Origin of the sequence: Alkalihalobacillus sp. BA299 (assembly GCF_017745675.1) — a bacterium.
Lineage (GTDB): Bacteria > Bacillota > Bacilli > Bacillales > Bacillaceae_F > Alkalihalobacterium.
This window is the reverse complement of the sequence record NZ_JAFLJM010000006.1, coordinates 178,893-196,406: the sequence shown is the minus strand read 5'-3', so window position 1 is coordinate 196,406 and position 17,514 is coordinate 178,893. Positions and strand designations below refer to the sequence as shown.

At 39.3% G+C, this 17,514-nt stretch carries 16 protein-coding genes; 7 read left to right on the top strand and 9 right to left on the bottom strand.

What is annotated here, in order from left to right:
• Positions 1 to 2 precede the first annotated feature (2 nt).
• Genes J0N78_RS10210 through mnhG form a run of 3 tightly spaced genes read left to right on the top strand, consistent with a single transcriptional unit; the run spans position 3 to position 1,105 of the window.
• A complete protein-coding gene (locus J0N78_RS10210) occupies positions 3 to 479 on the top strand; it encodes a Na+/H+ antiporter subunit E (RefSeq protein WP_209122953.1) in 477 nt (158 codons plus the stop codon).
• A 1-nt stretch (position 480) separates the two neighbouring features.
• Positions 481 to 765, top strand: a complete 285-nt coding sequence (locus J0N78_RS10205) for a Na(+)/H(+) antiporter subunit F1 (RefSeq protein ID WP_209122952.1) — start codon at positions 481 to 483, stop codon at positions 763 to 765.
• Positions 743 to 1,105 carry a monovalent cation/H(+) antiporter subunit G gene (gene mnhG, locus J0N78_RS10200; protein WP_247747233.1) on the top strand — a complete coding sequence of 121 codons (363 nt, stop codon included), beginning with the start codon at positions 743 to 745 and terminating at the stop codon, positions 1,103 to 1,105. The genes J0N78_RS10205 and mnhG overlap by 23 nt, the downstream gene beginning before the upstream one ends.
• Positions 1,106 to 1,432: 327 nt before the next feature.
• Here mnhG and J0N78_RS10195 read toward each other — a convergent pair whose 3' ends face one another.
• The 4 genes from J0N78_RS10195 to J0N78_RS10180 form a co-directional block, all read right to left on the bottom strand.
• Positions 1,433 to 2,767 (bottom strand): (Fe-S)-binding protein, encoded by a 1,335-nt coding sequence (locus J0N78_RS10195; RefSeq protein WP_209122951.1) that lies wholly within the window; start codon positions 2,765 to 2,767, stop codon positions 1,433 to 1,435.
• Positions 2,764 to 4,176, bottom strand: a complete 1,413-nt coding sequence (gene glcD / locus J0N78_RS10190) for a glycolate oxidase subunit GlcD (RefSeq protein WP_209122950.1) — start codon at positions 4,174 to 4,176, stop codon at positions 2,764 to 2,766. The genes J0N78_RS10195 and glcD overlap by 4 nt, the downstream gene beginning before the upstream one ends.
• 192 nt (positions 4,177 to 4,368) lie before the next feature.
• Positions 4,369 to 5,493 (bottom strand): CdaR family transcriptional regulator, encoded by a 1,125-nt coding sequence (locus J0N78_RS25790; RefSeq protein ID WP_209122949.1) that lies wholly within the window; start codon positions 5,491 to 5,493, stop codon positions 4,369 to 4,371.
• Complete coding sequence (locus J0N78_RS10180; protein ID WP_209122948.1) at positions 5,493 to 6,290, bottom strand: phosphatidylserine decarboxylase; 798 nt, start codon at positions 6,288 to 6,290, stop codon at positions 5,493 to 5,495. The genes J0N78_RS25790 and J0N78_RS10180 overlap by 1 nt, the downstream gene beginning before the upstream one ends.
• Positions 6,291 to 6,413: 123 nt before the next feature.
• Between J0N78_RS10180 and pssA the strand changes: the two genes are divergently transcribed.
• The 4 genes from pssA to adh all read left to right on the top strand — a co-directional run bounded on the left by pssA (position 6,414) and on the right by adh (position 10,587).
• The gene (gene pssA / locus J0N78_RS10175) at positions 6,414 to 6,953 is read left to right on the top strand and encodes a CDP-diacylglycerol--serine O-phosphatidyltransferase (RefSeq protein ID WP_209122947.1); all 540 of its coding nucleotides are present in this window, start codon (positions 6,414 to 6,416) and stop codon (positions 6,951 to 6,953) included.
• Positions 6,954 to 7,086: 133 nt separating this feature from the next.
• A complete protein-coding gene (locus J0N78_RS10170) occupies positions 7,087 to 7,359 on the top strand; it encodes an HU family DNA-binding protein (protein WP_209122946.1) in 273 nt (90 codons plus the stop codon).
• Positions 7,360 to 7,773: 414 nt separating this feature from the next.
• Entirely contained in the window at positions 7,774 to 8,934 is a 1,161-nt protein-coding gene (locus tag J0N78_RS10165) for an iron-containing alcohol dehydrogenase (protein ID WP_209122945.1), read from the top strand.
• A 132-nt stretch (positions 8,935 to 9,066) separates the two neighbouring features.
• On the top strand, positions 9,067 to 10,587 hold the full coding sequence (gene adh / locus J0N78_RS10160; RefSeq protein WP_209122944.1) for an aldehyde dehydrogenase: 1,521 nt from the start codon (positions 9,067 to 9,069) through the stop codon (positions 10,585 to 10,587).
• Positions 10,588 to 10,766: 179 nt separating this feature from the next.
• On the opposite strand, the gene J0N78_RS10155 is transcribed toward adh, so the two are convergent.
• From J0N78_RS10155 to J0N78_RS10135, 5 genes are all read right to left on the bottom strand, one after another.
• On the bottom strand, positions 10,767 to 12,227 hold the full coding sequence (locus J0N78_RS10155; protein ID WP_209122943.1) for a sigma-54-dependent transcriptional regulator: 1,461 nt from the start codon (positions 12,225 to 12,227) through the stop codon (positions 10,767 to 10,769).
• A gap of 81 nt (positions 12,228 to 12,308) precedes the next feature.
• Entirely contained in the window at positions 12,309 to 13,970 is a 1,662-nt protein-coding gene (locus J0N78_RS10150) for an ATP-binding protein (RefSeq protein ID WP_209122942.1), read from the bottom strand.
• Between the two features lie 13 nt (positions 13,971 to 13,983).
• Entirely contained in the window at positions 13,984 to 15,138 is a 1,155-nt protein-coding gene (locus J0N78_RS10145) for an iron-containing alcohol dehydrogenase (RefSeq protein WP_209122941.1), read from the bottom strand.
• Positions 15,139 to 15,398: 260 nt separating this feature from the next.
• On the bottom strand, positions 15,399 to 16,265 hold the full coding sequence (locus J0N78_RS10140) for a peptidylprolyl isomerase (RefSeq protein WP_209122940.1): 867 nt from the start codon (positions 16,263 to 16,265) through the stop codon (positions 15,399 to 15,401).
• A 26-nt stretch (positions 16,266 to 16,291) separates the two neighbouring features.
• Positions 16,292 to 17,503, bottom strand: a complete 1,212-nt coding sequence (locus J0N78_RS10135) for a S1C family serine protease (protein ID WP_209122939.1) — start codon at positions 17,501 to 17,503, stop codon at positions 16,292 to 16,294.
• Positions 17,504 to 17,514 lie beyond the last annotated feature (11 nt).

Below are 17,514 nucleotides of genomic sequence, written 5' to 3'. Positions count from 1 at the left end.
AGATGCCTTTTCAAATTATTATTAACTTAGTTATTGCGTTTATTTGGATGTTTTTAAAAAATGATTGGACTTCAGTTACCTTTGTCTTGGGTTATTTACTAGGTCTTGTTCTACTCTTTATTTTAAGGAGATTTTTACCTGGTCGCTTTTATCTTTGGAGTATTCTCGCCATCGTAAGACTCTTTCTGATTTTCATGCGTGAACTTGTCTTATCCAATGTTCAAGTCATTAAGCAAATTATTAGCCCTAGACTAGATATCCAACCTGGTATTTTTGCCTATCCAACAGAGTTGAAATCAGATTGGGAAATAACAACTTTAGCTTGTCTGATTACTTTAACACCTGGTACTTTAGTCGTTGATATTTCAGACGATAATAAAGTTTTATACGTTCACGCTATGGATTTAGAGAACTCAAAAGAAGTGATTAAACAAATACAAGATACGTTTGAAAAGGCGATAATGGAGGTGACTCGATAATATGTTTGATTATATCTTGATAGGTGCAACGATTATCCTTTCCCTATCTATTCTTGTCTCTTTATATCGTGTCATAAAAGGGCCATCTATGCCTGACCGTATTGTTGCCTTAGATACAATTGGCATTAATTTAATTGGTATCGTTGCGATCGTATCGATGCTCCTTCATACACAAGCATTTTTAGAGGTCATTTTGCTTTTAGGAATACTTGCTTTTATTGGAACCGTTGCTTTCTCAAAATTTTTAGAAAAGGGTGTTGTCATTGAGCGCGATCGAGATCAGTAAAATCGTCATCGGAATATTAATCCTAATCGGCGCTCTCCTCAGTGTCGTTAGTTCCATTGGGCTCATTCGTTTACCTGACCTATATAACCGAACACATGCCGCAACGAAAAGCGCAACACTAGGAATACTTGCAATATTGCTTGGCGCTTTCTTGTTCTTTTGGATCGTCGACGGATACATTAGTGCTAGGTTACTACTTGGAATAGCCTTTGTGTTTGTGACAGCTCCAGTTGGAGGTCATTTGATTGGACGAGCAGCATATAACACAAAGGTCCCGCTTTGGGAAAAAAGCGTACAGGATGACCTAAAAAATAAACAGAAACAACGAGTAGAAGGCTAATTATAAGCTAACTCGAAAATGGTAGTTTTTATAAGAAAAGCAAACAGCTAAAGGAGACGTCCTTTAGCTGTTTTTGTTTTTATAAAAATAAAAAAAAACTAATTTTCTCCTCTCGTAGGTACCTAACTGGCTCTCTGATTACCTGGTTCTCCTATTTTTCCCCACTCTCGGGCGCTTAACCGGTTCCTTGGTGAAAGTACTCTCCTATTTATTTCCTCCCCCAAATACCAAAGCATCTTTGATAATCATTTTTTACATAAGAAACAAACGGATCACCATCCAAGAGAAATGGTGACCCGTTTATTCTACTACAGAGTAAATAGTTTCTTATGAATTCTGCTCTGCGTATCTCACTGCATCGGCTAATAAGTCAACGATATGAACAGCGCTTACTTCTTTTGTTAAATTCTCACGTTCGACGCCCGCTTTCATTTGTAGTAAGCAGCCTGGGTTGGCGGTTACGATGGTTTGGGCTTTCGTATACTTCGCTTGTTCCATCTTATAATCTAAGATGTCATTCGCCATATGTGGTTGCACGATGTTGTAAATCCCTGCAGAACCACAGCAATGGTCCGCATCTTTCATTTCCTTAAATTCCACACCTTCGATCGATTGTAGCAGCTTACGTGGCGCTGATGCGGTTTTCATGACGTTACGTAAATGACAAGAGTCTTGATACGTAACAACTTGTTCAGGGAGCCTCATCGTCGGCATTCCGACTTCTACTAGAATCTCCGAAATGTCTTTCACGCTTCTCGCAAAGGCTCTAGCTCGTTCAACCCACTCCGGTTCATCTTTTAGAAGATGGTCATATTCAACGAGCAATGCTCCACATCCACCTGCATTCGAAATAATGTAATCGATTTGCTCATTTTCAAAAGCAATAATATTTTTCTTTGCCATCGCTTTTGCTTGATCTTTTTCACCACTATGCGCATGAAGCGCGCCACAACAGCCTTGGTTTTGCGGGATAACGACTTCACAACCTGCTTTCTTTAATAAAAACAATGTAGAATTGTTGGTTTCCATGAACATCGTATCCATTAAGCAGCCTGAGAAAAAGGCGACCCGCTTTTTCGTGACCCCTTCTGCTTCTACATGAGTTGGTCGATTTTTCATCGCTTTTGGTGATGGAATTGGTGGTAATACTTTTTCCATCGTTGCCATGCTACCAGGCATTAATTTTAAAATGTTTGATGTTTGCACCACTTTTTGTACGCCTGATTTTTGATAAAACCAAATGAGACTATTTAATGAACGCATTCGATTTTGATACGGGAACAATTGCTCAAAGACCGTTTTTCGGAGAACACGAACTGGGAAACTATGCTTTTTCGTTGTATTTAATATATCACGCGCTTCTTCTAATAAATGACCATACTTAACGCCAGACGGACATGCTGTTTCACAGGCGCGACAGCCGAGACATAAGTTCAATTGCTTCTCAAAATCTTCATTGGGTTCCAGTTTTCCATCGACGACCGCTTTCATTAACGCAATTCGCCCACGCGGCGAAGCAGCCTCATTTTGATCATCACCGTACGTCGGACAAGTAGGTAAACAAAAGCCACAGCGCATACAGTTTAAAAGTTCATCATAGTCCATGCGTTTTTGGAATTCGATAACAGTTTGGTTTTTTTGTTGTTCCGTTAATTTACTCATCGTTGTACAGTCACCCGCTTCTTCGTCTCTTTTGCAAACACTTTTCCAGGGTTCATAATATTATTAGGATCAAACGCCATCTTCAATGTTTTCATGGCATTTACACCCTCTTCACCGAGCTTCCATGCGAGGTATGGTGCTTTCATAACTCCGACTCCGTGTTCCCCTGTAATCGTGCCACCTAGCTCAATTGCTTTTGCAAAAATATCAGCAAACGCCTCTTCAACACGCTCAATCTCTTCTTGATTACGTGCATCGGTCATACATGTTGGATGTAGGTTTCCGTCTCCAGCATGGCCGAATGTACAAATTTCGACTTGATGCTTTTCGGCAATTTCATCAATCGCTTTTACCATTTCCGCAATTTTTGAGCGAGGTACGGTTGCATCTTCTAAAATCGTCGTCGGTTTCTTACGTGCTAATGCTGAAAGAGCAGACCGTCTTGCTGTAGCCAGTGCAAGACCTTCTTCTGAGGTTTGTGCAATTTGTACAGATTTTGCGTGTTGTTCACGGCAAATTTCTGCGATTTTATCAATATCGCGTTCTACTACTTCCTTAGGTCCATCCTGTTCAATTAAAAGCACCGCACCAACATCGGTTGGCAAGCCAATTTTTGCAAAGTCCTCAACGACTTCTAACGTACTTTGATCCATAAACTCAAGTGTCGCTGGAATGATTTTATTTGCGATGATTGATGAAACAGTAGCACCGGCCTCTTCTAAGCTATCAAATAAGGCGAGCATCGTCTTTTTCGCTTCCGGTATAGGAATTAGCTTTAATGTCGCTTCTGTAACAATTCCAATCGTTCCTTCAGCGCCAACCATTAGTCGGGTAAAATCATAGCCTGCCACATCTTTTGCGAGTTTTCCTCCCGTTCGGATCACATCTCCATTTGGTAGGACAACTTCTAATGCAATGACATAATCTCGTGTAACTCCGTATTTTAAGCCACGAAGACCACCTGAATTTTCATTAATATTTCCACCGATTGTTGAAATTTTCATCGAACTAGGATCTGGCGGGTAAAATAAACCTTTTTCCTCGACTGCATTAATCATATCAAGAGTGATTACCCCTGGTTGAACCGTAACCGTTAAGTTTTCCTCATCAATTTCTAAAATATCTTTCATATGGGTAAACAACATAACAACCCCGCCTTCAAGCGGGCAAGTACCTGCACAGAGATTCGTTCCAGATCCACGTGGAACAATCGGTACTTTATACTCGTTGCAAACCGTTACAATTTCTTGGACGTCCTTCGTATTTCTCGGTTTAATCACTGCATCTGGCTGCGCTTGATAATTCGGTGTTGCATCATATGAGTACACAAGTAAGCTTTCTTGTGAGTCTAATAGATTTTTCGATCCAACGATTTGAACTAGCTTCTCTTTTACATCAGCTCGTAACATAAAAATCCCCCTATAAACATAAGTTTCAGAAAAACTGCATACACGTGTAAGAAAGTTCCCTTTATCTTATATCGCATTTTATCAGGTCATCTGATCATTTTTTATTTATTTTAAGTATAAAAAAATAACCCTCATTCGACTATGTATAAAAACACAAAGTTGAGTGAGGATTTATATTGTATTTTTGGAGGATCATCCAAGTTCCTTCCAAAACATATAAGCAATATAACAAGTGGCTAAAAATTTAGGATCTTTTAAATGACCGCCCATCCGATCATTGATCCGCTTTAAACGATAATGCAGCGTATTGATATGAATATGAAGATGTTCTGCCGTATCCTTTAATGACATATGATATTGAAAGTAAGTTTCTAACGTTTCCATTAATTCGATATCTTCAACGATTTTACCAAAAATTTTCTCTATCACTTCATGCTTCATTTCTAGGCTTATTTCTGCTAGGACTGCTTCTAATGTTAACTGTTCATAATAAACGACAGGAGCGGCAATAGAAGCGGTCTGTAACGCTCTTTTTGCTTCGCTATAAGATTTTGATACTAAGTCAGCAGACTGTCTTGTTCCTATCCCGATAAGAACGGAGGTATGTGTAAACCTTTCAAGACGATGACGTAATGATTGAACTTGCTGTAAGAACGACGCTTCATCTTGTTGGTGCTTAACAGCTTTTAGAAGAAGCACACGCCCTTGTCCAACTCGGACAATCGTATCTCGAGCTCCATCAGGATACATAAGGCGTAATCGTTCATATGTTTCTTTTTCTAACAAATTCATATCGGCATCATTTTCACTTTGAAGTTCTACTATCACGCACATTCTTGAACAATCCATTGCAAGTCCTAACAGCTCTCCCCGCTCGTGAAAATCTTCGTCCAATTCACGTACATGTAACCATTCATAGACAAACGTCTCGATCCCGCGGATTTCAGAGTTTAACTTTTCTGCTGAATGTGCTTCTTGAATAATGAGCTCGGTCATGCGTTGGATAAGCTCACCAAAAGGGGAAACAGCACGTGGATCACCAGTAATACCAATTACACCAATGACGTCCTGTTGAAAAAAGAGCGGCAAATTTAAGCCTTCTTTAACCCCTTTTAGGGAATGAACATCCGTTTCTGATATTTGCATTTTTTGTTTAGAGCGAAACACCCGTAAAGCACCTTCATGAAACGTACCAACGCGTTTAGAATCACTACCGGCAATAATGATTCCATCGGCATTGACAACGATGACTTCCTCATCAATGACTTTTGTCACTTCATTTACAATGCGTTGTGCTAAAAGGGAAAGGAGTTTCACTAAGCCTCATCCTTTTTAGAAATAATTGTCCCTATTCGCATTCCCATTTTAACTTCTTCAGGACAATGCAAATGAGGGTCTAATTCAACTAAACCTTGTTCAAATAAAAGAATAACCGTTGAGCCAAAAGAAAAGTACCCAATTTCTTTTCCTTTTTCAACGTCTTTATTTTCATTAGTCAAATGGATACTGTTTACATTTAGAGCGCCGACTTTAACGATTGCTGCTCGTTTATCATGGACCTCAACTTCCGTAATGAGGCGATAATTTTTAGATAATGGTCGTTTTCCATACTCTAAACCTTGCTGATTTACGGGATAAGACTTATTCCCTAACTGCCAGCGTTCTATGACACGACCAGAAATTGGACTGTGGATCCGGTGATAATGGCTTGGACTTAAATAAAGAATAACAAAGGTGCCTCCACAGTACGGTTGACTTTTTTCTATACTACCAAGCATTTCTTGAAGCGTGTAATCTTGACCTTTCACACGGAATGCGGATTGTTCACTCAATACCCCATAATGTGCCAACACACCATCAACAGGACTTACAAGAGCTTGTTCATCGGGATCAACCAGGCGAGTCCCTTCTTTTAAACGTCGTGTAAATAATTCATGTAAGCTTTTATATTCAGATAATGGCTTTTCCATTTCGTCAATATTTAAGTTATAAATTTTTGTAAAGGAACGATTAATCCCCTTACTAAGGCGCGAAGTCGTAAATGTACGTAATAAATGAGAATTCATTCGATTCCCTGATAATTCAACAAACGCTCGATATAATCGCTTTTTCACAAAAAACCTCCGAATAGTCGTTACTTTTTTCTCTAGTAGGCGACAGCTCTTTATGATATCATATAATTTTAAGAAGATTCAATATCTACTCCATTATTTACATACTCTTTAAGGAGTGAAGCTATGTTTTTATTACACCATTTAGATCAAACGATCAAAAAAATAAAAAGTCAAGCGGCCAATTTTATTACGTTAGTTAATTTAGGTTTAGGAGCAATGGCCATTTTATTTGTTCTCCAAAATGAATTACGGACTAGTTTATTACTTATTACGATAGCCGCTGTGTTTGATCGTCTCGACGGGATGGTTGCTAGGAAGATGAATATTACGTCTGAACTCGGAAAACAATTAGACTCATTAAGTGATATCATTTCATTTGGCGTGGCACCTGCACTTTTATTATACCAAGGAATTTTATTTACATTTGGCATGCCAGGCGCATTTTTCTCCATCATTTTTATTGCTTGCGGCGCCATTCGACTCGCTCGATTTAACGTCACGGAATCCAATGGTTTTTTTGTCGGGTTACCGATTACCGCAGCAGGTTGCTTATTAACCTTAACTTTCCTACTCATTGATTTTATCCCAGCCTATCATTTTATGTTCATTACCTTAATTTTAGCATTTCTAATGATTAGCTCCTTCAAAGTGAAAAAAGTTTAGAAATTTATCAAAAAAACGAGAAAAAAATGGCATTTTTTCATGAAATTCTCTCTAAAGTCTTGACACTACTGGGGTTTCACGATTAAATTTGATATGCAGGCAATTATTTATAGTAATGAAAGGGAGTTTTTCCATGAACAAGACAGATTTAATTAATTCAGTTGCTGAACAAGCAGAATTATCTAAAAAGGACGCAGCGAAAGCAGTAGACGCTGTATTTGAAAGTATTACTGACGCTCTAAAAGATGGCGGAAAAGTTCAATTAGTTGGATTTGGAAGCTTTGAAGTACGTGAACGTTCTGCACGTAAGGGACGTAACCCACAAACGGGTGAAGAAATCGAAATTCCAGCGACTAAAAACCCTGCATTCAAACCTGGAAAACAATTAAAAGACGCAGTAAACTAATCTTATATTTGTAAAGAAAAAAGCAATGGACAAGCTCCATTGCTTTTTTTGATTCTTGTTGTAGTTAGTTCCTACCCAGTGATCGCTCAAACTCTAAACAAGATCTGACGTTTTCAGTGTTGGCCAATTAGAACAAAATGCCGGCCAATTATGCCGACATTTCGGCACACATTTTTTTGTTTTCCTAACTGTCCATTTTTCGCTAATTTCATTTGGTTGAGCGAAGTGCCTGATGAACTTTTTATGAAAATATCATTTCTCCCCTTATCCCCTTTATTTATAAGGATTATTTCAATGTTCAGCAATTATTTTTTCACATTTTATGTTAACTCACTTTTCTTTTTTCTGATTTTTTAACTTTTGGCACAACAGTTGCAATAGGAAAGTGTATTTATTTTTAAAGGGGGAATTGGAATGGCAAGCGAACAAGTCTATGGATTTTTTATTCCGAATATCAATTTAATGGGAGTAGGTGCAGTGAAAGAAGCTGGACCTCGTGTGAAATCATTAGGCTGCAAAAAAGCGTTAATCGTAACTGATGAAGGCTTACATCAAATGGGAGTTGCAGATGAAGTTGCTAGTCTGATTCGTGAAGCTGGAGTAGAAGTAGAAATTTTTCCTGGAGCAGAGCCAAACCCGACAGATATAAACGTTAATGATGGGTTAGCGGTTTATCAACAAAACGGATGCGATGCGATTATCTCACTTGGCGGCGGCAGTTCTCATGACTGCGCAAAAGGTATTGGTCTTGTTGCAGCTAATGGTGGTTCCATCCACGATTATGAAGGAGTCGATCAATCAAGTTCACCCATGCCTCCACTCGTTGCCATAAATACAACATCAGGTACAGCTAGTGAAATGACACGCTTTTGTATTATTACAGATACAGAAAGAAAAGTAAAAATGGCGATTGTGGACAAACATACAACACCAACGATCTCCATTAATGATCCAATATTAACAGTAAAGAAGCCTAAAGGGTTAACTGCCGCTACTGGAGTGGATGCATTAACTCACGCGGTTGAAGCTTATGTCTCTACAAATGCAACGCCAATTACAGACGCGTGCGCATTACAAGCAATGAAAATCATTAGTAAAAACCTTCGAGCAGCCGTTGCCAATGGCGAAGATATCGAAGCAAGAAACCAAATGTCGTATGCACAGTTTTTAGCAGGAATGGCGTTTAACAATGCCTCGCTTGGCTACGTTCATGCGATCGCTCACCAATTCGGGGGCATTTATAATTTGCCTCACGGGGTTTGTAACGCCATTCTTTTACCGCATGTGGAACGATTTAACTTAATAGCTAAGCCAGAACGCTTTGTTGATATCGCTGTTGCTCTAGGTGAAAATGTAAGCGGTTTATCGACGAGAGAAGCTGCTGAAAAAGCGATTACTGCAATCGAAACATTGACGAAAGATGTCGGTATTCCAACAGGCTTTAAGCAATTAGGGGCAAAAGAAGAAGATATTCCGTTACTTGCTGAAAATGCAATGAGAGATGCGTGCGCACTGACAAACCCTCGAAAAGCGACGTTAGAGGAGGTACAAGAGATCATTCGTTCTTCTTATTAGAGGAAATCCTAAACATATTGGAACATCGAACACATACAAAAGGAAAGTTAATTCGTAAATGAGGTCACAAATCACAAATCGGGATGGGATTTTCCCATCCTTTACTTTTCATAGATGATGGAGGGAATTTACATGATTTACGCAAATCCTGGGGAAGTAAACGCAAAGGTGACATTTAAAAAGCGTTATGACAATTATATTAATGGAGAATGGACGGCTCCCGTGAATGGAGAGTATTTTGAAAATAAAACACCTGTAACTGGGCAAGTCTTTTGTGAAGTTGCTCGCTCATCGGCTGATGATATTGAGCTTGCTCTTGATGCAGCACACGTAGCCAAGACTAGCTGGGGGTTGACGTCACCTGCTGAACGCGCAATTATTTTAAATAAAATTGCTGACCGTATGGAAGAAAATTTAGAAATGCTTGCCGTTGCTGAGACATGGGAAAACGGTAAAGCGGTTCGTGAAACTTTAAATGCGGACTTGCCGCTTGCCATTGATCACTTCCGTTACTTTGCAGGTATTATTCGCAGCCAGGAAGGAAGTCTTTCGCAAATTGACAACAACACGGTCGCGTATCACTTCCATGAGCCACTAGGCGTTGTAGGACAAATTATTCCGTGGAACTTCCCACTTTTAATGGCGGTATGGAAGCTAGCTCCTGCACTGGCTGCTGGAAATTGCGTCGTTTTAAAGCCAGCTGAGCAAACCCCTGTTTCTATTATGGTACTCATGGAACTCATTGCAGACCTGCTTCCTAAAGGCGTGGTGAATATTGTAAATGGCTTCGGTGTCGAAGCAGGAAAACCACTCGCTTCAAGTGACCGAATTGCCAAAATCGCGTTTACAGGAGAAACAACAACAGGTCGCTTAATTATGCAATACGCTTCTGAAAACATCATTCCTGTTACGCTTGAATTAGGCGGTAAATCACCGAACATTTTCTTCCCTGATATTATGGAAAAAGATGATGCGTTTTTTAATAAAGCGATTGAAGGCTTCGTCATGTTTGCATTAAACCAAGGCGAGGTGTGTACATGTCCTTCTCGCGCCCTCGTTCATGAGTCCATCTACGAACCGTTTATGGAGCGTGTTCTGCAACGCGTAGAGGCCATCAAAACAGGAAATCCACTGGATACAGATACGATGATGGGTGCCCAAGCTTCTCAAGAGCAACTCGAAAAAATTCTTTCCTACTTAGAAATTGGGAAGCAAGAAGGTGCTGAGTGCTTAATCGGTGGTGAGCGAAATGAACTCGGTGGAACGTTTGAAAATGGATATTATGTAAAGCCAACCGTGTTTAAAGGCGATAACAGTATGCGTATTTTCCAGGAAGAAATTTTCGGCCCAGTTGTTGCTGTGACTACGTTTAAAGATGCAGAAGAAGCACTTGCTATCGCTAACGACACATTATATGGCTTAGGTGCTGGTGTCTGGTCGCGCAACATTAACACAGCGTACCGGTTTGGTCGACAGATTGAAGCGGGCCGTGTATGGACGAATTGCTATCATGCTTACCCAGCTCATGCTGCATTTGGAGGTTATAAAAAGTCTGGAATCGGACGTGAAAACCATAAGATGATGCTCAGCCATTACCAGCAAACGAAAAATATGCTCGTGAGCTACAGTGAAGATGCACTAGGCTTCTTTTAAGAACTCAGAAGTTTTTTCGGGGAGTGAACGTATAAAGATACATTAAATAGAAAAACAGTGTAGGCTCTTCCTTACACACGGTATGAATGGTTTTAGAAACAAAGGTTTCTAAATCATTCATACCACAAGATCGCTTACTCGACTCAAAACTAGACTAAGTTAGACGCCGTTAATCTTTATCACGTGCCTTTTTCATTTAATATGTACCGTAATTTTCTCACCGTAATATTTAATTTCTTCGATGCTTCTTTTCGGTTACCTAATGTGTCTCGAAGGGCTTTATAAACAAAAGCTTTTTCAACCACTGCCTCTAGATTTTTTAAGTTTTCTTTTACCTTTTCCATATTCAACTCATTTTGTTCTTCTAGCAATTCGAGCATTTCGTCATTCCACTGATTTAAAAACAGTTCCAGTTCAGATTTTGAAAAGTCTTTGACTGCAGGAGATGTAACGGTTTCAACCTCTTTTGTTTGAAATGATACAACTTGATTCCGTTCAGATATATTTCTAGGCAAATAATCTGGAGTAATGAGCGTCGTTTCTCCTTCTGCTAACGCTACCGCCCTTGTTACTACATTTGATAATTCTCGTATATTTCCCGGCCAATCATAGCTTTCCATCATCGCGATCGTTTCGTTTGAAAACTCGATACCTGGATGGTTGGCGAGCAGCTTTTGAATGAAAAGTGAAAGATCTTCTTTTCGTTCTCGTAACGGGGGAATTTGTAACTTCACAACGTCTAGCCTGTACAACAAATCTTCACGAAATAAACGTTTTTGGACCGCCTCATGTAAATTCGCATGAGATGCAGCAATAATTCGAGCATTCGTTTTTAATGTATGCTCACTACCAACTCTCATAAACTCTCTCGTTTCTAATACTCGTAACAGCTTGACTTGGATCGCTGGTGAAGCCTCGGCAATTTCATCTAAAAACAACGTTCCATGATGCGCAATTTCAAATAAGCCTTTACGCTGTTGCCCCGCTCCGGTAAACGCCCCTTTTTCATGTCCAAATAACTCACTTTCTAACAACGTTTCCGTTAATGCTCCGCAGTTCAAGCCGATAAACGGATTTTTCACACGCTGACTCGCTTCATGAATAAAACGAGCTAACACTTCCTTTCCCGTTCCCGTCTCTCCTTCTAGTAAAATATTAATGTTTTTACTCGCAAACTTATAAGCCATTTTAAGCATCGTTTTCATCGCTGGAGTGTTTCCTATGACCATCCCCATTTGCTTGGCGACTTTATCGATTTCTTCGTCTAAAAAAGCACCAGGAACGTGGAGTAGATCATCAATATGCTTTTCTAGTTGATTGATATCTTCAAATGGTTTTTCGATATAGTCATTGGCGCCATTTTTTATCGCATCAACAGCCGTTTTCACCGTACTATATCCGGTCATGATAATCACTTTACATGAAGGTATTTTACTTTTTATAAGCTTCAACACTTGTAAACCATTTGTATCTGGCATTTTTAAATCAACCATCGCTAACTGAAACTCAGTTTCGTTTAATTGGTCGAGAACTTCCCTGTGTGTTCTCGCTACACTTACTTTATAACCTTTTTTCTTAAACAAATAACTTAAGAAATTACCAATTTCATATTCGTCATCAACAACAAGTAATCTTGTCATATAACCACTCCTTTCTTTTCGGGAGTTTTAGAGTTTTACTTCAAGGAGCTCTCAATAGTGTTCGTGCAATTATTATTTCTCTTACTTTTTCATCGGTACGCATAACATAAACATACTTCCTTTTCCTTTTTCACTCTTCACTTCAATACCACCACCATGTTCTTTCGCAATCCCCAAACTAACGGAAAGACCTAAGCCTGTTCCATTCATCGCATCCTTTGTTGTATAAAAAGGTCGGAAAATTTCTGTGATTTCTTGCTCATTCATGCCAATCCCATTATCCTCAACTGACATATATACAAACGTCTCATTTTTGATTTGTTTCATTCCGGTATTAATGATAATCTCTTTTTGAAATTGATCACTTTCCTCCAGAGCATCCCTCGCATTTAATAAAAAATTAATGACGATTTGCTCTAGCTGTTGTAAATTGCCTTCGATCAGAGGAATTTGTGGATCAAGGTCAACACGTAACGAAATGCATTGCCGTTCAATTTGATAGCGAATTAAGCTTAACACTTGCTCTACGGCTTTATTTAATGAACATTGCTCAAATTCATATTCATCTTGCCGTGAAAAAGTTAATAGATTTCGAATAATATTTTTACTGCGAATCCCGCAATTGTGAATATCATTTAATAGTTTGAAAGTCGGATCGTGATCATCAAAATCCCGTAACAGCAACTGACTATTTCCGATAATAGCCGTTAACGGACTATTCAGTTCATGAGCGACTCCAGCGGCCATCTCCCCAATCGCCGCGAGCTTTCCAGAATGCATTAATTGCGCTTCTGTATATAATTTTTTCGTTACATCTTTTAAATAAATAATGACCCCATACATTTCTTTCGTTTCATTAAATACGGGATACGTATAAATATCACAAATTCTTTGATTATCGAGTCGCGATTGACGAAACGCCGTCTTTTTTGTTCGATAACTTTCAGTAACCGGACAATCAATCGGATCTTGATATTGAAGCACTTCATCCGTCCTTTTTCCATATAACTGATCATCTTCTAACTGAAAAAATGCCTTTACCTGATCATTAAAGCGGATAATTCGATAATCTAAATCTATGAAAATAAGTAAATCCTGAACCGCCCGGAACGTTTCTTCCCACTCTTTTTTTCCATTTAAAACCGCATTATATAATGAAGAGTTCTCAATACAAACTGCCATTTGATCCGCGAGTTGTTCTAGAAAAGAAAAATCATCATTCGGGTAATCAATTTTTGCCTTACTACCCAGACTAAGAACACCAATAACTTGTTTTTTTCGATATAAAGGCAGACAAAGGATCGTTTCAATGCCTAATAGTTTCATGGTATTCTTTTCAACAGCTGATAATTGACCAAAAGTTTCATTTAGATCATTTATAAGTACTTTTTTCTCGGCAGCAGCCCGGTAATAGAGGGAGTTTGTATTCGGAAGCACTGCACCTACTTTTAAGAAGAACGAATCTTGCGGGTACACATTCGTCAAGACCAATTGCTCATTTTCAAAAATGGTCAAACTAATCCGGTCAAACGTATAAAGCTTGACGAGCTTTTCCATAATATTTTTTAGCATTTCATCCATCGACATATCGATCGTAAAGCTTTTGGTTACATCATTAATAATTTCGAGTTTCATATTTTTCTTTTCGAGCTGTTCAACGGTTTTTTTCAATTCCGTATAATAATTTTTCTTAGACGATTTAACCCCTGTTAAGCGTTCAATCATAATTTGTTTTTGATTCATTGGTAACTCTCCCCTACAATGCTCGCGAAAAAATGTCTCTTATATCTTTTGTCGTTATATCACGAGGGTTCGTAATCATACATGCATCTTCTAGTGCCATCGTTGCCATTTCGCTCATGCTTTCTTCGTCAGGCGTCTGTAAACCTAGGTCAGAAAAACGTTGCGGTGCCCCGACTTCTTTAATTAATTGACGAACGAACTCTATTCCTTTTTGCCCTGCTTCCATTGGCTGCAATGACCTCGTATCGACACCAAGTAATTGGGCAATTTCAACATATCTTTCTGGTTTTGCTAATAGATTGAAATCCATCACATAAGGTAACAAAATTGAATTCACTTCCCCGTGCGATAAATCATATCGTCCACCGACCGCATGAGAAATCGCATGCACTGCACCTAATATCGCATTCGAAAAAGCTAACCCCGCTTGCAGACTAGCCATCGCCATCTCATGCTTCGCCTCTTCATTCGATCTTGAGGCAACGGAGGGACGTAAATATTGGCCAACTAACTGTATCGCATTTTTTGCTTGAACATCAGTAAGAGGCGTTGCCGCAATACTTACATACGCTTCAATCGCATGAGTTAAAACGTCCAACCCAGTCGCAGCCGTTAAGCTCGAATCTTTCGTTGACAATGTAAGCGGATCGGTAATTGAAATATCAGGAATAAGTGATTTCGAAATAATCGTCATCTTCTTTTTCTTTTTGGAGTCAACAATAACAGAAAATTGAGAAACTTCCGAGCCTGAACCGGCCGTTGTCGACGCCATAATCGTCGGCGGAAGTGGCGCGATAAGCTTGTCTACCCCTTCGTAATCATTAATCTCACCACCGTTTGTTGCAACAATCGCAATCGCCTTTGCGACATCTAGAACACTTCCACCCCCAATGCCAAGCACCGCATCACATTCATTCTCTTCAAACACTTGCGCACCATACGTCACTTCATAGTCCTTTGGATTGGTCGTTAAATTAAAAAAAGTCGAATACTCCAATCCAGTATTCAAACAATTATCGATCACCTGTTCCACCCAGCCGGCATTACAAACACCCGTATCACTGACAATCAGCACTTTCTTCGCACCTAACCGTAAAAAGCTTTCCCCTACATGCTCCAGCGCACCCTTACCAAAAATAATCTCAGGAGACATAAATTTATTGATCATCGATTATCAACAACCTATCCTATTAATCTAACAATATCTGTAATCGTTTTCATTTAGTTTACTATATATTGGTTTTTTGGGGAAGGGGCTGTATGAGGAGCGATTAATTACAGGGTAAGTTAAAGGTGGCCTAGAGTTGTTCTATCATTTTTACAAGATAGCATAAAGCTCTTCTTGCATGATATAACAGATAACTAATAAAATACCAACACAAAAAAGCAGTTAGAGACACCATCCTCTCTAACTGCTTTTTTGTGTTCTTAAAAGTATTCAATCTCATACTCTGCAAATTTTTCATTTAACCATGTCATATATTCCGTTTCTACTTTTTGTTCGAATAATGTACTTTCAATCTCTTCTTTTACATCTTGAAAATTTGCTTCTTTTGCTGCTGTCTTCTCCTCGACTGTAATAATATGATAGCCGAATTCGGTAGAAACAGGATCACTGATTACGCCAATATCAAGAGTAAATGCCACATCTTCAAATTCCTGAACCATTTGACCGCGTCCGAAAAAGCCAAGATCTCCTCCTGATTCACGATTCGCTTCATCTGTTGAATACTCGAGTGCTAAATCACTGAAATCCTCACCAGCAAGGAGCTTGTCCTTCACTTCCTTTGCCGTCGCTTCATCCTCCACTAAAATATGCTTCGCATGAACTTGCTCTTCTTCACCATAGAATTCTTTGTTCTCTTCAAAGTAGGCTGTTAATTCCTCTTCTGTAATTGAAATTCGTGGCTCTAGCAGCTTTTTGATCGCTAAAAAGGTTTCAATGTCCTGTTCGATCGTCGTTCGTTCAATGCCACTTGATGCAAGGAGTTCGTTAAACGACTCTTCACCACCATAGGATTCAGTGTAAACAGTCATTTCTTCATCAAGGTCTTCTTGGCTAACGGAAATGTTCTCCTTTTTAACCTCTTCTTCTACAATAATGTCTGTAATTAATGAATCGATCGCTTCTGCTCCATACTGGGTCACGAGCATATCATACAATTGATCCTTATAGATCGGTTGTCCATTCACCGATGCTACACGCTCCCCTTTTGTAAAATAGAACGTACAAAAAATGGCTATGATTAAAATAAGGCCAATTGACATATACATCCAGATTTTTTTCTGCTTCATACATACTCCTTTTTACATATCATTTTTTATGGATTACTACCTAATGTAAGTTCGGTCGATTGTAGTTCGCCTTGTCTATAAAACTTGATTTCAACTTTTTCGCCAACCTGAAATTCCGTGTATAAGTACTTTCTAAGATCACTAGAATCCGTGATTTCATATTCTTCGACGGCGACAAGAATATCCTCTACTTGAAGGCCTGCCGTTGCGGCTGCAGAATTTGGATCGATCGTTGTCACTAACGCCCCTTGATTAATGTTAGTAGGAAGCTGCTGTAAATAATGCTGAGGAACCTCCTCAAGACTAGCTAAACCTACTCCAACATATGGCCTTACTACCTTGCCGCTTTCCATAATCTCCTCGATAATCGGGATGACTTCATTACTAGGAATTGCAAAACCTAATCCCTCAACTCCACTTGTTGAGATTTTTAAACTATTTATTCCAATCACTTGTCCCTCGGTGTTAATTAAAGCTCCTCCACTATTTCCAGGATTGATCGCCGCATCCGTTTGGATCACATCCATGTCCCATTCCCCAGCAGATGTTGTTACAGGAATCGTTCTTTCCACTCCACTTACAATTCCTTGCGTTACCGTTCTAGATAATTCAATTCCTAATGGATTTCCAATCGCTAGCACTTGATCTCCCGCTCGTAGAATAGAAGAATCTCCAAATTCTAAAACGGTTGAGACATAGGAGGAATCAATTTTCAAAACAGCGAGGTCTGTTAGTGGATCCGTCCCAATCAATTCAGCTGGTACTTTTTCTCCATCATATAGAGACACTTCAAGCTCACTAGCTCCTTCAATGACGTGATTATTGGTAACGATATAAGCAGCTTCATCCGTCTTTTTAAATATGACCCCTGATCCTGTGCCACTTTCAACCGTTTCATTTAACGTTCTATAGCGTGTTTGTTGCTGCTGAAGGTTCACAATACCAACGATCGCTTCTGAAGCTTGTTCGATCGTATCTGCAATTGAGGTAGGGGCTGTTGATACCGTTTGAACCGGTAATGTAGTAGTTGTGGCTCCTTGCACATTTGCTGATACCGCTTCTTCCATTGGCGGATTTGTAGGTTGATAGAAATCAAGATATGGCGTAATGGACAATGTTAAAACAGATCCAATGACCCCAGCTGATAGGGTCATTAGAAAGCCTTTCATTTTGGATGATTTTTCTTGCTTTGAACGACGTTGAATGCCGTTTTCTTCATTTAGATTTGGGTCGATCATTGTTAGTCCCT

Bases quoted from the DNA above. Each gene is read 5' to 3' on its own strand.
- adh (WP_209122944.1), top strand. From the start codon at position 9,067: ATGATTTACGCAAATCCTGGGGAAGTAAACGCAAAGGTGACATTTAAA.
- J0N78_RS10150 (WP_209122942.1), bottom strand. From the start codon at position 13,970: ATGAATCAAAAACAAATTATGATTGAACGCTTAACAGGGGTTAAATCG.
- J0N78_RS10135 (WP_209122939.1), bottom strand. From the start codon at position 17,503: ATGATCGACCCAAATCTAAATGAAGAAAACGGCATTCAACGTCGTTCA.
- J0N78_RS10145 (WP_209122941.1), bottom strand. From the start codon at position 15,138: ATGATCAATAAATTTATGTCTCCTGAGATTATTTTTGGTAAGGGTGCG.
- J0N78_RS10155 (WP_209122943.1), bottom strand. From the start codon at position 12,227: ATGACAAGATTACTTGTTGTTGATGACGAATATGAAATTGGTAATTTC.
- J0N78_RS10140 (WP_209122940.1), bottom strand. From the start codon at position 16,265: ATGAAGCAGAAAAAAATCTGGATGTATATGTCAATTGGCCTTATTTTA.
- J0N78_RS10170 (WP_209122946.1), top strand. From the start codon at position 7,087: ATGAACAAGACAGATTTAATTAATTCAGTTGCTGAACAAGCAGAATTA.
- J0N78_RS10195 (WP_209122951.1), bottom strand. From the start codon at position 2,767: ATGAGTAAATTAACGGAACAACAAAAAAACCAAACTGTTATCGAATTC.
- glcD (WP_209122950.1), bottom strand. From the start codon at position 4,176: ATGTTACGAGCTGATGTAAAAGAGAAGCTAGTTCAAATCGTTGGATCG.
- J0N78_RS10165 (WP_209122945.1), top strand. From the start codon at position 7,774: ATGGCAAGCGAACAAGTCTATGGATTTTTTATTCCGAATATCAATTTA.
- pssA (WP_209122947.1), top strand. From the start codon at position 6,414: ATGTTTTTATTACACCATTTAGATCAAACGATCAAAAAAATAAAAAGT.
- J0N78_RS10210 (WP_209122953.1), top strand. From the start codon at position 3: ATGCCTTTTCAAATTATTATTAACTTAGTTATTGCGTTTATTTGGATG.
- J0N78_RS10205 (WP_209122952.1), top strand. From the start codon at position 481: ATGTTTGATTATATCTTGATAGGTGCAACGATTATCCTTTCCCTATCT.